Annotated in this window: 13 protein-coding genes; 7 read left to right on the top strand and 6 right to left on the bottom strand. The window is 71.5% G+C overall.

Annotated features, from left to right (window positions below):
- Positions 1 to 13: 13 nt before the first annotated feature.
- The 5 genes from RBH18_RS28025 to RBH18_RS28005 are packed head-to-tail and all read right to left on the bottom strand — an operon-like array spanning position 14 to position 4,526.
- Positions 14 to 1,192 carry an acyl-CoA reductase gene (locus RBH18_RS28025; RefSeq protein ID WP_306213027.1) on the bottom strand — a complete coding sequence of 393 codons (1,179 nt, stop codon included), beginning with the start codon at positions 1,190 to 1,192 and terminating at the stop codon, positions 14 to 16.
- Positions 1,192 to 2,229, bottom strand: a complete 1,038-nt coding sequence (locus RBH18_RS28020) for a LuxE/PaaK family acyltransferase (protein WP_306213025.1) — start codon at positions 2,227 to 2,229, stop codon at positions 1,192 to 1,194. Before RBH18_RS28020 ends, RBH18_RS28025 begins: the two co-directional genes overlap by 1 nt.
- Entirely contained in the window at positions 2,226 to 3,557 is a 1,332-nt protein-coding gene (locus RBH18_RS28015; RefSeq protein ID WP_306213023.1) for an AMP-binding protein, read from the bottom strand. Before RBH18_RS28015 ends, RBH18_RS28020 begins: the two co-directional genes overlap by 4 nt.
- Entirely contained in the window at positions 3,554 to 4,291 is a 738-nt protein-coding gene (locus tag RBH18_RS28010) for an SDR family NAD(P)-dependent oxidoreductase (protein ID WP_306213021.1), read from the bottom strand. The genes RBH18_RS28015 and RBH18_RS28010 overlap by 4 nt, the downstream gene beginning before the upstream one ends.
- Positions 4,284 to 4,526: an acyl carrier protein gene (locus tag RBH18_RS28005; RefSeq protein WP_372338996.1), complete on the bottom strand. Its 243-nt coding sequence runs from the start codon at positions 4,524 to 4,526 to the stop codon at positions 4,284 to 4,286. Before RBH18_RS28005 ends, RBH18_RS28010 begins: the two co-directional genes overlap by 8 nt.
- A 208-nt stretch (positions 4,527 to 4,734) precedes the next feature.
- Here RBH18_RS28005 and pseB point away from each other — a divergent pair, with 208 nt between their 5' ends.
- From pseB to RBH18_RS27970, 7 genes are all read left to right on the top strand, one after another.
- Positions 4,735 to 5,709 carry a UDP-N-acetylglucosamine 4,6-dehydratase (inverting) gene (pseB, locus tag RBH18_RS28000; RefSeq protein WP_305786181.1) on the top strand — a complete coding sequence of 325 codons (975 nt, stop codon included), beginning with the start codon at positions 4,735 to 4,737 and terminating at the stop codon, positions 5,707 to 5,709.
- The gene (locus tag RBH18_RS27995; RefSeq protein ID WP_306213017.1) at positions 5,709 to 6,833 is read left to right on the top strand and encodes a DegT/DnrJ/EryC1/StrS family aminotransferase; all 1,125 of its coding nucleotides are present in this window, start codon (positions 5,709 to 5,711) and stop codon (positions 6,831 to 6,833) included. The genes pseB and RBH18_RS27995 overlap by 1 nt, the downstream gene beginning before the upstream one ends.
- Positions 6,834 to 6,837: 4 nt before the next feature.
- Entirely contained in the window at positions 6,838 to 7,647 is an 810-nt protein-coding gene (locus tag RBH18_RS27990; protein ID WP_306213015.1) for a hypothetical protein, read from the top strand.
- A gap of 95 nt (positions 7,648 to 7,742) precedes the next feature.
- Positions 7,743 to 9,140 carry a class I SAM-dependent methyltransferase gene (locus RBH18_RS27985; protein WP_306213062.1) on the top strand — a complete coding sequence of 466 codons (1,398 nt, stop codon included), beginning with the start codon at positions 7,743 to 7,745 and terminating at the stop codon, positions 9,138 to 9,140.
- A complete protein-coding gene (locus RBH18_RS27980) occupies positions 9,137 to 9,874 on the top strand; it encodes a cytidylyltransferase domain-containing protein (protein ID WP_306213013.1) in 738 nt (245 codons plus the stop codon). The genes RBH18_RS27985 and RBH18_RS27980 overlap by 4 nt, the downstream gene beginning before the upstream one ends.
- A gap of 97 nt (positions 9,875 to 9,971) precedes the next feature.
- Positions 9,972 to 11,009 carry a PseG/SpsG family protein gene (locus RBH18_RS27975; RefSeq protein WP_306213011.1) on the top strand — a complete coding sequence of 346 codons (1,038 nt, stop codon included), beginning with the start codon at positions 9,972 to 9,974 and terminating at the stop codon, positions 11,007 to 11,009.
- A 121-nt stretch (positions 11,010 to 11,130) separates the two neighbouring features.
- Entirely contained in the window at positions 11,131 to 11,730 is a 600-nt protein-coding gene (locus tag RBH18_RS27970; RefSeq protein WP_306213008.1) for a hypothetical protein, read from the top strand.
- A 113-nt stretch (positions 11,731 to 11,843) separates the two neighbouring features.
- On the opposite strand, the gene RBH18_RS27965 is transcribed toward RBH18_RS27970, so the two are convergent.
- A partial coding sequence (locus tag RBH18_RS27965; protein ID WP_306213006.1) for a putative bifunctional diguanylate cyclase/phosphodiesterase occupies positions 11,844 to 12,811 on the bottom strand: 968 nt, incomplete at its 5' end.

The raw sequence follows: 12,811 nt of genomic DNA, 5'->3' as shown, positions 1-12,811 counted from the left end.
CCCCTCGGAGGGTCTAGGTCTCGAGCGTGGTCAGCCGCGTGAACTCCCGCGGCAGGTCGTAGCCGTCCCAGATCGAGCTGAACGTCAGCGCCGAGCCGAACGGGACGATGCGGTCCACGCCGCGGCCGGCCAGGGCTCCGGCGAACGAGCGCAGCTCCGCGGGCGCGAACCCGAAGTGGCTGAACGTCTGGTCCTGCCGGTTCATGGCGGGCACCAGCTCGGCCAGCGAGGCCACGTGCGCGAAGGGGAACGCTCCCGCCCCGATCCAGCGGCGCGGCGCGTCCGAGGGGTCGGCCAGCGCGAGCGAGGTGACGGCGTTCTCCGGGAACGCGATCGCCGAGACGGCACCCGAGGCGGCCAGCCCGTACGCGTTGACCCGCTTCTCCACGGCCATCGCCGCGTCGACGACCCAGCCGCGCCGGGCCACGACCTCACCGAGCGCGGGCAGGAACCCGGACCGCACCTCGTCGGCCTGCTCGGGCGAGCCGCCGACCAGGAAGACGGTCCGCGGCGACGAGCACGCAGCCTGGTCGAACCAGTACGCGTCGTTCGCGAACCCCACCACGGCCGCGCGCCGGTCCTCGGGCGACGCCGCCAGCCAGCCGGGCACGGACAGAGCAGCCCACGACGTACGGTCGGGGAACGTCAAGTCCCGTGCGGACGGCCGCAGCGGGTGCCTGCGCAGCGCGTCGACCGCCGAGTCGCCGCCCCAGATGACCCGCAGGTCGCACCAGGCGGAGAAGCGGGCGGTGATCGCGTCGTCCCGCCCGTACGTGACCATGCTCTGGGTCCGCCCGATGATCGGGTCGGCGTCCGGCAGCGTCGCGTTGAGCGCCTCGAGCACGGTCTCCGCCGCACCCGCCGACCGCGACGAGATGCGCACGATGTTGCGGTTGCCGGCGAGCGCGGACAGCGCCCAGGAGTAGACGAAGATCGTGTCCACATTGGCCGGCGGCACGTGGAAGACGTTGCCGCGCGGGAAGACGTACGTGCCGTCGGTGGACGCCATGCGGGCCACCGCGCGCTGCAGCTCCGCCGGACGCAGGAAGAAGCCCAGCGAGCCGAGCTCGGGGTGCCGGCGCGAGACGGCCAGCAGCTTCCGGGAGAACTTGCCGAGGAAGTCGACCACGCGCGGGTCGCCGACGGCCAGCCGCTCGTCGGAGAGCTCCGCGGAACCGAACCGGATCTCCATCAGGCTGCCTCTCTGTACGTGTCGCTGCAGCCCCGGGCCTCGGCGCGCGGGAGCCGGCCGAGCACGGAGAAGCGCTTCCCCGGCCAGTCCCCGTCGTCGATGCCGTCGAGCACGCCCAGGTCCTCGGTCAGCAGCACATGCCCCGGGTACGAGGTCGGCAGGGTCGAGACCACCTCGATCAGGCCGGGCTCGCCGACGGGCTGCTCCTCCCAGGTCTCCGGGTTGCGGATGATGACGTCCGCGAAGTCCGGGCAGTAGAGCGAACCCCCGGACGGCCCCTCGAGGAAGATCGTCCCGATCTGCTCGACCATGCCGTAGTAGTTGTGCACGTGGGTCAGCCCGGTGTCGGCCTGCAACCTGCGGCGGAATTCCGCCGGGGAGACGGCCTGGTCGACAAGCTTCTTCCAGCCGCCCGAATGGATCAGGATGCCGTTGCTCAGGTCGAGGCCGTGGTCGCGGGCGACCTCGTACAGGTGCAGCCACACCAGGAACGTGAAGCCGAAGATGAGGAACGGCTTGTCCCCGTGCTTGGCCAGGAAGCCGCGCAGGGCGTCGAGGTCGGGGTTGCCCTCGGGGTCCAGCGCCCAGGCGTGGTCGCGGCCGAAGGTGGCCATGCCGAGGACCCCGGCACCACGCGCGCTGAACGAGCGGCGGTCCTTGAGGATGCCCTTGGAGTCGACCAGGATCATCGGCAGCCGGGTCGGGCCGAGCACCGTCTGCAGGGTCGCGCCCAGGCGGCGGGTCTGCTCGGCGGCGGCGTGCTTGTCGAGGTAGATCCTGCTGACCTCGCCCGTGGTGCCGCTCGACGTGAGGACCTTGAAGACCTCGTCGTCCGGAATGCTCTTCAGGGTCAGGTTCTTGAAGAGGCGCACCGGCAGCCACGGCAGCTCCGCCACGGTCTTCGCGGAGGTGAATCCCGAGGCGGTCAGGATGCGGTCGTACTCCACCGAGTGCGAGCGGTGGAAGTCGGTGAGATCCGACAACTCCTTGTGCAGCAACGCCTCACGCGCCGGCTGATCCAGAGTGAAGACGGTCATACCAAGCCCTCCAGCGAGCGGTAGTCGATCTTGCCCGTCGGGAGCAGAGGAAGGGCGTCGATCCCGCGAACGGTCAGCCCGGACGAGTGGGTGCCGAGGAACTCGGCCAGCTCGCTGCGGACGGCGCCGGAGGCGGCCGGGGAGGCTCCCTCGACGAAGACGTGCAGCTTGTCGTCGCCCGCCACGGCCGCGACGGCACCGTGCGCGGCCAGCTTCTTCTCGACGTCGTCCAGGTTCACGCGTACGCCGAAGACCTTGCCGATCCGCTTGAGGCGGCCGGTGAGGAAGAGGAAACCCTCGTCGTCCAGATGTCCCAGGTCGCCGGTGCGCAACACGCCGCCCTGGTCGTCGCCGCGGGCCAGATCGGCGGCCGTCTCGGCGTACCCCATCATGACGTTGGGTCCGCGATAGACCACCTCGTCGTCCTCGATCGCGAAGGAGCCGCCGGGCAGGGGCAGACCGGCGGAGCCCAGCTTGTCGCCGAGCCGGTCGGCGGGCAGGGCGGACATCCGCGGGCCGGCCTCGGTCTGGCCGTACATGACGACCAGGCGGCCGCCGACAGTGGCCATGCGGCCGGCGAAGTCGGTGACCAGCTCGGTGTGCAGCCGGCCGCCGGCCTGCGTCATCGTGCGCAGCGCCGGGTACTTCGCCGGGTCGAACTTGAGCCGGCGGAGCATCTCGTACTGGTACGGCACCGCGGCGAGCGAGGTCACCTTGTGATCGGTGACGACGGTCCAGAAGTCGCGCTGCAGCAGGCCGCCGCGCTCGAGGACCACGGTGGCGCCGGCCAGCAGGTGGCTGTTCAGCACCGACATCCCGTACGAGTAGAAGAGCGGCAGCGTCGTGACGGCGACCTCGTCCGCGGCGATCCCGAGGCTGGCCACGATGCCGGAGGTGTTCGCCAGCAGCGCGGTGCGGCTGAGCCGGACCAGCTTGGGGTTGCCCGTCGAGCCGCTGGTCGTGAGCAGCAGCGCCAGCTCGGGGTGCACCGGGGCGGCCGGGGTCCGGCGCACCCACACGTCGCCGTCGGCGGTGTACCCCGCGGGCGGTTCCGTGGCGACGCCGGTGACCAGGGCCGGCTCGAAGCGGGTCACGTAGTCGAGCAGGGCGGCGGGGTCGAGCGACGGGTCGAGCAGCGCGACCGGGCGGTTCGCCGCGAGCGCGCCGAGGTACCGCGCGATGGCGGGCACGGTGGTCGCGAACAGCGCGAACACCACTCCCGGCGGCTGAGCGGCGTAGTAGGCAGCCGCGGCGTCGACGTCCGCGGACCGCAGGGACTCCCCGGTCGCGGCGTCGACGACGCGCGCTCCGGGCTGGAGCAGGTTCACAGCGAGATTCCTCCGTCGACTCCCAGCACCTGCCCGGTGACGAACCGGGCCTGCGCGGAGAGCAGGAATGCGATCACGTCGGCGACCTCGCCGGCCTCGCCCAGGCGGCGCAGCGCGGTGGCCGCGACGCGCTCGGCCCGGCCGGCCTCGTCGAGGGTGTCGAGCATGTCGGTGGCGATGAAGCCGGGCGCCACGGCGTTGACCCGGATCCCGCGGGGCCCGAGCTCCTTGGCGGCCGACCTCGTCAGGCCGCTCACCGCGGCCTTGGAGGCGGCGTAGACCGCCTGACCGGCGATGCCCTGCACCCCGGTCACCGAGGAGAGCAGCACGACGGCGGGGTCCTGGCCGCGGCCGAGCAACCGGACCGCGTTCTGCAGGGTGTACGCCGCCCCGGCCGCGTTGACGGCGAACAGGCGCTCGATCGACGCGTCGGGGGTCATCCCGAGGACGCCGGCCGCGTGCGTGCCGGCGTTGACGACGAGCGCGTCCAGGCGCTTGAACGTCTCGAACGCCGTCCGCATCATCGCCTTGCTCGTCGCCGGGTCGGCAACGTCACCGTGCGTAGGCACAACCGTGACGCCATGCTTGCCGGCGAGCTCCTCGGCGGCCCGCTCGGCCGACTCGGCGCGCAGGCCGTGCACGACGAGGTCGTAGCCCTGCTCCGCGAGCCGGGCAGCGGTGGCATAGCCGATTCCCCGGGAGGCGCCGGTGACCAGCGCCACCCGCTCACTCATTGAAGTCCACCCCGTATTTACCCAGGATTCGCATTGCCTCGGCAAAGGAGGACATGTTGATGACGTCATCAGTGTCGATCATCACCGAGAATTCATCTTCGAGCGCGGCCACCAGCGACATGTGCGCGAGCGAGTCCCACTTCTCGTTGTCCTGGTAGTGCAGATCGTCCACGGGCGCGTCCGGCTCCAGGTCCAGGGCGGTCCGGAACACTTCACGCAGTCTCTGCAGCTCGATCACGGGTTCGACTCCAATGGGGGTTGTTCAGAGGAGGTCAACCATGCCGCAGGTCCCGCAACGTCACGACCACGCGCAAATGAACTCGGCATGAATAGCGACGGGCATCTTCCGCAGCCCCTGGAAATGCTGGATCTCGTGATTATGCTTCCGAATCTCAGACGCTGTGCCGAAGGTTCGTGCCCACCCCCGGGAGCAATTCATGAGTGTGTTGAGCGGTTCGTCCATCCTGGTCACCGGTGGAACCGGTTCGTTCGGGAAGGCATTCCTGGGCTACGCGCTGGCCAACCTGGACCCGCAGCGGATCGTGGTCTTCAGCCGCGACGAGCTCAAGCAGTACGAGGTCCGCCAGATGTTCGGCGACGACCCCCGCCTGCGCTTCTTCCTCGGCGACATCCGGGACAAGGAGCGCCTGGGCCGGGCCATGCACGGCGTCGACCACGTCGTCCACGCCGCCGCCCTCAAGCAGGTCGACACGGCGGAGTACAACCCCTCCGAGTTCATCGCGACCAACATCAACGGGTCACAGAACGTGGTCGACGCCGCGATCAACGCCGGCGTGCAGCGCGTCGTCGCGCTCTCCACGGACAAGGCCTCCAGCCCGATCAACCTCTACGGCGCGACCAAGCTCGTCGCCGACAAGCTGGTCATCGCGGGCAACCACTACGCCGCCACGCACCCGACTCGCCTCTCGGTCGTGCGCTACGGCAACGTGATGGGCAGCCGCGGCTCGGTGGTGCCGTTCTTCCGCAAGCTCAACGCCGAGGGCAAGAGCCTGCCGATCACCGACAAGCGGATGACCCGCTTCTGGATCACCCTCGACCAGGCCGTCAAGTTCGTCGTCGACTCCTTCGACGTGATGCAGGGCGGCGAGCTCTTCGTGCCGCGCATCCCGAGCATGCGCATCCTCGACCTGGTCGAGGCCGTCGCGCCGGACGCGCCCACGCACGAGGCGGGCCTGCGCCCCGGCGAGAAGCTGCACGAGGAGATGATCGCCTCCGACGACAGCCGCCGCACCCTGCGCTTCCCGGACCGCTACGTGGTCCAGCCGGTCGTGGCCAGCTGGGGATACAAGACCCCCGAGGGCGGCGAGCCGGTGCCGGACGGCTTCAACTACCGGTCGGACAACAACGACCTGTGGCTCGAGGTCGAGGAGATGCGCGACCTCATCAAGGACAACTGATGCTTCCGTACGGACGGCAGAACGTCACCGAGGACGACATCGACGCGGTCGCCGCCGCCCTGCGCAGCGACTGGCTGACGACGGGCCCGCGGGTCGAGCTGTTCGAGTCCGACCTCGAGCGGATCGCCGGCGCCCCGTGCGTGTCGGTCACCAACGGCACCGCGGCGCTGCACACCGCGTACGCGGCGGCCGGGGTCGGCCCCGGTGACGAGGTCGTCACCACGCCCATGACGTTCTACGCGACGGCCGGCACCGCCTCGATGCTGGGCGCCAAGGTGGTCTTCGCGGACGTCGAGGAGGACACCGCCAACCTGGACCCGATCGCGGCGGGGGCGGCGGTGACGTCGCGTACCAAGGTGATCGCGGCCGTGGACTACGCCGGGCACCCCGCCGAGTACGACGAGCTGCGCAAGGTGGCGGACAGCGCGGACGCCGTGCTGCTCGCCGACGCCGCGCACGCCATCGGGTCGACGTACAAGGGCCGGCCGGTCGGCACCCTCGCCGATCTGACCACATACTCCTTCTTCCCGACGAAGAACCTCACCACGGGCGAGGGCGGCGCTGTCGCGTCGACCGACCCCGCGCTGCTGGAGCGGGCGCGGATCTTCCGCACGGTGGGCCTGGTCCGGGACAAGGAGAAGCTGCGGCGCCAGGACGAGGGCCCGTGGTTCCACGAGGTGCACGAACTCGGGCTGAACTACCGGCTGCCCGACGTGCTGGCCGCGCTGGGCAGCTCGCAGCTGCGCCGGCTGGGCGCGTTCAAGGCGCGCCGGGTGGCCCTCGCCGCACGCTACGACGAGCTGCTGGCGGGCGTCGACGGGCTGCGCCTGCCCACCACGCGCGAGTACGTCGACCCGATGCGCCACCTCTATCCGGTGCGCGTTCTCGGGGGGCGCCGGCGCGAGGTGTTCGAGCGGCTGCGGGCGGCGGGCATCGGGGTGCAGGTCAACTACATCCCGGCGTACTGGCACCCGGTCTACGAGGACCTCGGCTACCGGCGCGGCATGTGCCCCAACGCCGAGGCCTTCTACGCCGAGGAGATCTCGCTGCCGCTGTTCTACGACCTGACCGACGCCGACCAGGACCGCGTCGTCGAGACGCTGCGTACCGTGCTGGAGAGCTGACCGAGTGCACCACGCCAACCACTTCTACGGGCACGCCCACGTGCTCGCGGAGTACTGCGGCCTCGACCCCGAGAATCCCCCGCGGATCAACGGGTACGTGCAGCACGGCTGGAACGTGGTGGACGGGCTGGGAGTGGGGACGCCGTACGTGTCGGGGCGGCCGATCTTCGTCTGGTCCGAGCGGACCCGGCGGCGGGCCTGGTCCATGGGCCGCCGGTACGCCACGACGATCGGCGCCCCCTTCCTCTACCTGCTCTCGCTGTCCGAACCCGCTGCGCCGCCGGAGCGGGAGGGCACGATCTACTACCCGTTCCACGGGTGGGAGGGTCAGCACATCGCCGGCGACCACCAGCGGCTGATCGACGAGATCGTCGAGACCGAGGACGGCCCGGTCACCTTCTGCCTGTACTGGCACGAGTACCGCGACGAGCGGGTCCGGCGCCGCTACGAGAAGGCGGGCCGGGTCATCTGCCACGGCTACCGCGGCTTCATGTGGCGCGACACGGACCCGCGCTTCCTGCACAACCAGCTCGCCGAGCTGCGCAGACACCGCCGGGTGGCCTCCAACCGGCTGAGCAGTGCCGTGCTCTACGGCGCCGCGGTGGGCTGCGAGCCGGCCGTCTACGGAGATCCCATGCACCTGGGTGGCGAGGTCACCACCATCGCCGAGCGCATCCGCCGGACCTGGCCGGAGCTGCACGGCAAGTTTCCCGAGCCGCGGGCGGCCATCGCGTCGGCGCGCGCCGAGCTGGGCGCGGACATCATCGCCTCGCCGGCCGAGCTGGCCCTGACGCTGGGCTGGGCCGCGGTATGACCGACTGCACCGAGCCTCGCGCACCGCGAGCGGAGGACGGCCCGCAACGGCGAGGGCCAGGAGGGCATACCCCGGAAAGCTCAGGGTCCGTGCGCATGCTGGGCGGCGAGATGGCCGACTGGTCCGACGCCGAGCCGGCCGGTGGCCCGGCCTACTCCTTTCTGGTGAGTGCGCTGCCCCCGGGCGGGCGGGTGCTGGTGGCGGGGCCGCACTCCGGTGACGTCATCGAGGCGCTCCGGGCGTACTCGGAAGTGACCTGCCTGGTCCGCAGCCAGCCGGATGCGGAGGCACTCAGCGCGACCGGGGTCTCCGTGCTCTGCGGCGACATCGCCAAACTGCCCGACGACGAGTACGACCTCGTCGTCGCCCTCGACGGCACCCGGCGGCTGTGCTCGGTGGAGAGCCCGCAGTACGACTGGGCCGCCAGCGTCCAGGCCCTGCGCCGCACCCTGCGTCCCGGCGGCGCGCTGCTGCTCGCCGTCGAGAACGAGCTCGGCGTGCACCGCCTGGTCGACCGCACCTCGGTCACCGCCGGGCACACCGACGCCGACTGGCAGCCGCTCGGCGAGTTCGACGAGTCCCGGCCCGGCACGCCCGCCCGGCTCCGCGAGCTGACCGGCGGCTTCGGGCTGTCCGTGGCCTGGTCGGCGGCGGCCTGGCCGCTGCCCGCCGCGCCCACGCTGATCACCGACGAGTCGCGGCTGCGCTACGGCCCGGCCGGAGCGCTGTCGGCGGCGATCGCGGGGGCCGTGGCGCGGGCCTACGCGGCGAAGCCGGTGCTCAGCGACCCGCGCCGGCTGGCGGCGACGGCGGTGCGGGCCGGTCTCGGCCCGGAGCTGGCACCCGTGTGGCTGGTGCTGGCCTTCGAGGGCACGGCACCCGCGGTGAGTCTGCCCGCCGCGGTGCTCGGCGACGGGCCGATGCCGCCGCTGCCGGACGGCCGGCTGCTGGAGGAGCTGCTGCTCGGCGCCTGCCTGCGGCACGATCTCCCGGCGCTGCGGCGGTTGCTGACCGCTTGGGTTGCCCAGGTGCCCGGTCAGACCGCGGACAACGTGCTTGTCGACGGGGACCGCTTGGTGCCGCTGTTCGCCGCGCCGGACGAATCGGACATGCTTCGGCGATTCGCCGCGGTAGTGCTGGGCGGCGGGTACGACCATCCCTGGCCGGCGGCCGGAGATGTGGACACGCTTTCCGCGATCTTGCACGCGGCGGCGGGGCTCGAACCCGCTGCGCTGCCTTCCGGGGAAACCCTGCCCCCGCCCGACTCGCTGCGGGAGCACGAGGAGCGCGTCCGCCGGCTCGAGGAACAACTGGCCGACGCGGGCGAGCGCATCCGGCACACCGAGGCCGAGCTCGCCAAGCGCGAGGGCGCCCTGCGCAAGGCCCAGCTCCAGATCGACCTGTTCAGCGGCAAGGCCACTTACCGGATCTCCAAGCTCGGCGCCCGCGCCGCCCGGAAGGCCGTCCGCCTCGCTTTCCCGAAGGACAAATGATGCGTACGTTGGGAATCGTCCAGGCCCGGATGGGCTCCACCCGCCTGCCCGGCAAGGTGCTGCGCCGGCTCAACGGCCGCACGGTGCTGGAGCGCGTCGTCGGCGCGGCCCGTGACTCGGGGGTGCTCGACGACCTGGTCGTCGCCACCACCACCGAGGACAGGGACGACGCGGTCGTCGCCGAGTGCGAGAAGATCGGCGTCGAGGTCCACCGTGGACCGGTCGACGACGTCCTCACCCGTTTCCTGCGGGTGCTCGACGAGCGCGACGACGACTCCGACGCCGTGCTCCGCTTCACGGCCGACTGCCCGCTGCTCGACCCGGAGCTGATCATGCTGGCCGCCGGGGTGTTCGCGGCGACCCCGGACCTCGACTACCTGACCACGTCGATCGCGCGCACGCTGCCGCGCGGGCTGGACGTGGAGATCGTCCGCACCGAGGTGCTGCGCGAGATCGACAAGCTGGCGACCGAGCACCACCGGACGCACGTGACGTCGTACGTGTACTCGCACCCGTACGACTACAACGTGCTCGGGCTGACGCTGCAGCCCGACCTGTCGCACCTGCGGCTGACGCTGGACACCGAGGACGACTGGCGGCTGATCGAGGCGATCGTGGCGCACTTCGGGGACCGGCCGGTGCCGGTGCGTACGCTGGCCTCGTGGCTGGCCGATCGTCCCGAGCTGGCCGAGCTCAACGCGCACGTGCGGCAGAAGGAACTCGCTCAGGCATGATCGACTGCACCGAGCTGCGCAGGGCGCAGGTGGTTCGCGGCCGGGACGGCGAGGGCCGGGAGAGCATGCCGGGGGGAAACAGCATGACGGTGACGGCATGACGGTGACGGTCGGGATCCGGTGCGATGCCGGGCCCAAGCGCGGTGTCGGGCATCTCGTCCGGTGTGTGGCGCTCGCGGAGGAGCTGACCTCGCGCGGCGTGGCGGTGCACTTCCTCAGCGACCTCGGCGGCGTCCCGTGGGCGGAGCAGCAGCTGCTCTCCCGTGGGCTGCCGTGGCATCCGGCTCCGGAGGACGCGGCCGGCCTGGTCGCCGCGGCGGAGGAGCTCGGGCTCGACGCGGTGATCATCGACTCGTACGAGATCCCGCCCGCGCACGCCCGTGCCGTGCGCGGGTCCGGCCGGCCCGTGCTGGCCATCGTCGACGGCGACCTGCGGGGCCTGCCCGCCGACGTCTACGTCGACCAGAACCTCGACGCCGAGCTGGCCACCCCGCCCCTGCCTGCGGGCTCGATCCGGCTGGCGGGGCTCGACTACGCCCTGCTGCGGCGGGCGATCCGCGACCTGCGCCCGCCCACACCGCCGGTGCCGCGCACCGACGGCGCGCCGCGGGTCGTGGCCTTCTTCGGGGGTACGGACGCCTACCGCGCCGCGCCCGTCGTGGCGGACCTGCTCATCGGCACGGGCGCCGCGTTCACGGCCACGGTGGTGGCCGCCGACGCCGGGCTCCGCGCCGAGCTGAGCGCCCGTACGCCCGGGGCCGGGCAGCGGCTGGACATCATCGACCCCACCGACGAGCTGCCGAAACTCCTGGCCGAGGCGGACCTCGTGGTGAGCGCCAGCGGCACGTCGACCTGGGAGCTGCTCTGCCTGGGACTGCCGGCGGCGCTGGTCTGGGTGGTGGACAACCAGATCATCGGCTACGGCCGGGCGACGGCCCGGGGACTCGCCGCGGGCCTGGGACACCTCCCCGCCCTGCGGACACCCGGGCCGGACGTGTCGGCGGCGACCGGGCTGCTCCGAAATCTGCTCACGGATCCGGCGGCCCGGGGCACATTGGCCAATATTGCCTGGTCAGCGGTGGACGGAAACGGCAGTTCCCGAGTCGCCGGGGCGTTGCTCGACTTGATCCATTAATACCCCTGCCCGAAAAGCGGACAAACTATTCGTCCGAACGTCTATCACCCAGAAGTTGCTTTTGCGGCTTTTCGGCATGGCGCGTGGTTTTTGCGCCCGTTTTGCCGGTAAAAATAGCGACATGTTCAGCGTCAAATTCCTCCGCAAGGCGGCCGTGGCGAGCATCGCCGCCGCCGCCGTCACCGTTCCCGCCCTGGCCTCCGTCGCGTCGGCCGCCCCCGCCGACAAGGGCCCGGACCGGGACCGCAACAACCCCGGCGCCTCGCAGGCGTCGGACTTCGCCGTGAAGCGCTTCATGGCCAACCGTCGCAACGAGGGTGTCTGCGTGCAGGCGCTCATCGACGGCCAGCGTGGCTGGTCCCGCGTCGAGTGCGGCGACGAGGTCGAGGTCGGCACCACCGGCCAGAGCCGGGCGATCGAGGCCCTGCGGATCATGCCGATCCGCCTCGGCGGCCTGACGGTCCAGGGTCACGTGCAGGACCGTGGCTGGGAGCGGACCGAGCGCGCCCGTGACGGCCAGTGGGTCACCGTGGGCGACTTCCGGGGCGACAAGCGCCTCGAGGCCGTCCGCATCGACAGCCGGAGCGACATCGCGCTGCAGGGCCACGTCCAGGACATCGGCTGGCAGCGCTGGAGCACCAACCGGGGCCGGGGTCCGGCCGTGGCGGGCACCGAGGGCCAGAGCAAGCGGCTCGAGGCGCTGCGCATCAACGCCGGCTGACCTTTTCACCACAGGTTGTTCACCGCTGCGGGCGGGGGCTTCGGCCCCCGCCCGCAGTTCCTTTTATGACGACTTCGCGACAATTGCTTTCGTGACCATTGCCACAATTCGCGTCACGCCCGCAACGACCGGCCATATCGATTGTCCGACCAGGCGGCGATGCGGTCGTCGATCTCGGACGCGGGCAGCGGACGGGCGAAGTAGTGCCCCTGCGCCTTGGAGGCGCCGAGCAACGTGAGCTCGCGAGCCTGGGCAGCCGTCTCCACGCCCTCGGCGACCGTTTCCATGCCCAGCACCCGCCCGAGCCGGAGCACGGCCTGCGCGACGGCGGCGCCCTCGGCCGAGTTGTCGAGCGTGGCGACGAAGACCCGGTCCAGCTTCAGCATGTCGATGGGCAGCGTGGTGAGGTTGCTCAGCGACGAGTAGCCGGTGCCGAAGTCGTCCAGGGCGATCCGGATCCCCTCGTCGGCCAGGATCCGCAGGTGCGCGCGGGGCACCTCGTCGACGATCAGCTGGCTCTCCGTCACCTCCAGCACCAGGTGGTTCGCGTTCATGCCGGTCGTGCGGACGATGGCGCGTACCTCCGCACTGAAGCCGTCCTCCTCGAGCTGCCGGGCCGAGACGTTGACGTGCAGCGGCACCTGCGGCCAGCGGCGGGCGTAGGAACACGCCTCACGCAGCACCCAGCGGCCGATGTCGTTGATCACGCCGATCCGCTCGGCCAGCGGGATGAAGGTGTCCGCCTCCAGCAGGCCCAGCCGCGGGTGCTCCCACCGGGCCAGCGCCTCGACGCCGGCCAGCTCCTCGTCCGGCAGGCCGACGATCGGCTGGAACACCAGGCGCAGCTGCCCGGCGGCGGTCGCGGCGCGCAGCTCGTCCTCCAGCGACGGCTCGTCCCCGCTGCCCATGGTGTCGGCGAAGCAGGCCCAGCGGCTCTCGCCCCCGCGCCGCTTCGCGTGGTACATCGCCACGTCCGCCCGGTGCAGCAGCTCGTCGGCGGTGAACTCGCCGGGGCCGGACAGCGCGATGCCGATGCTCACCGACGGGCGTACGGGCCGGCCGTCGATGTCGATCGGCTCGG

This window comes from Actinoplanes oryzae, from assembly GCF_030757795.1.
GTDB lineage: Bacteria > Actinomycetota > Actinomycetes > Mycobacteriales > Micromonosporaceae > Actinoplanes.
Note: the sequence above shows the minus strand (reverse complement) of the source record. Positions and strands in the feature narration are given on the sequence as shown.

Excerpts from the sequence above, each read along its gene's own strand:
- RBH18_RS28025 (WP_306213027.1), bottom strand. The coding sequence starts at position 1,192 with ATGGAGATCCGGTTCGGTTCCGCGGAGCTCTCCGACGAGCGGCTGGCC.
- RBH18_RS28020 (WP_306213025.1), bottom strand. The coding sequence starts at position 2,229 with ATGACCGTCTTCACTCTGGATCAGCCGGCGCGTGAGGCGTTGCTGCAC.
- RBH18_RS28010 (WP_306213021.1), bottom strand. The coding sequence starts at position 4,291 with ATGAGTGAGCGGGTGGCGCTGGTCACCGGCGCCTCCCGGGGAATCGGC.
- RBH18_RS27995 (WP_306213017.1), top strand. The coding sequence starts at position 5,709 with ATGCTTCCGTACGGACGGCAGAACGTCACCGAGGACGACATCGACGCG.
- RBH18_RS27985 (WP_306213062.1), top strand. The coding sequence starts at position 7,743 with ATGCTGGGCGGCGAGATGGCCGACTGGTCCGACGCCGAGCCGGCCGGT.
- RBH18_RS27980 (WP_306213013.1), top strand. The coding sequence starts at position 9,137 with ATGATGCGTACGTTGGGAATCGTCCAGGCCCGGATGGGCTCCACCCGC.
- RBH18_RS27975 (WP_306213011.1), top strand. The coding sequence starts at position 9,972 with ATGACGGTGACGGTCGGGATCCGGTGCGATGCCGGGCCCAAGCGCGGT.
- RBH18_RS27970 (WP_306213008.1), top strand. The coding sequence starts at position 11,131 with ATGTTCAGCGTCAAATTCCTCCGCAAGGCGGCCGTGGCGAGCATCGCC.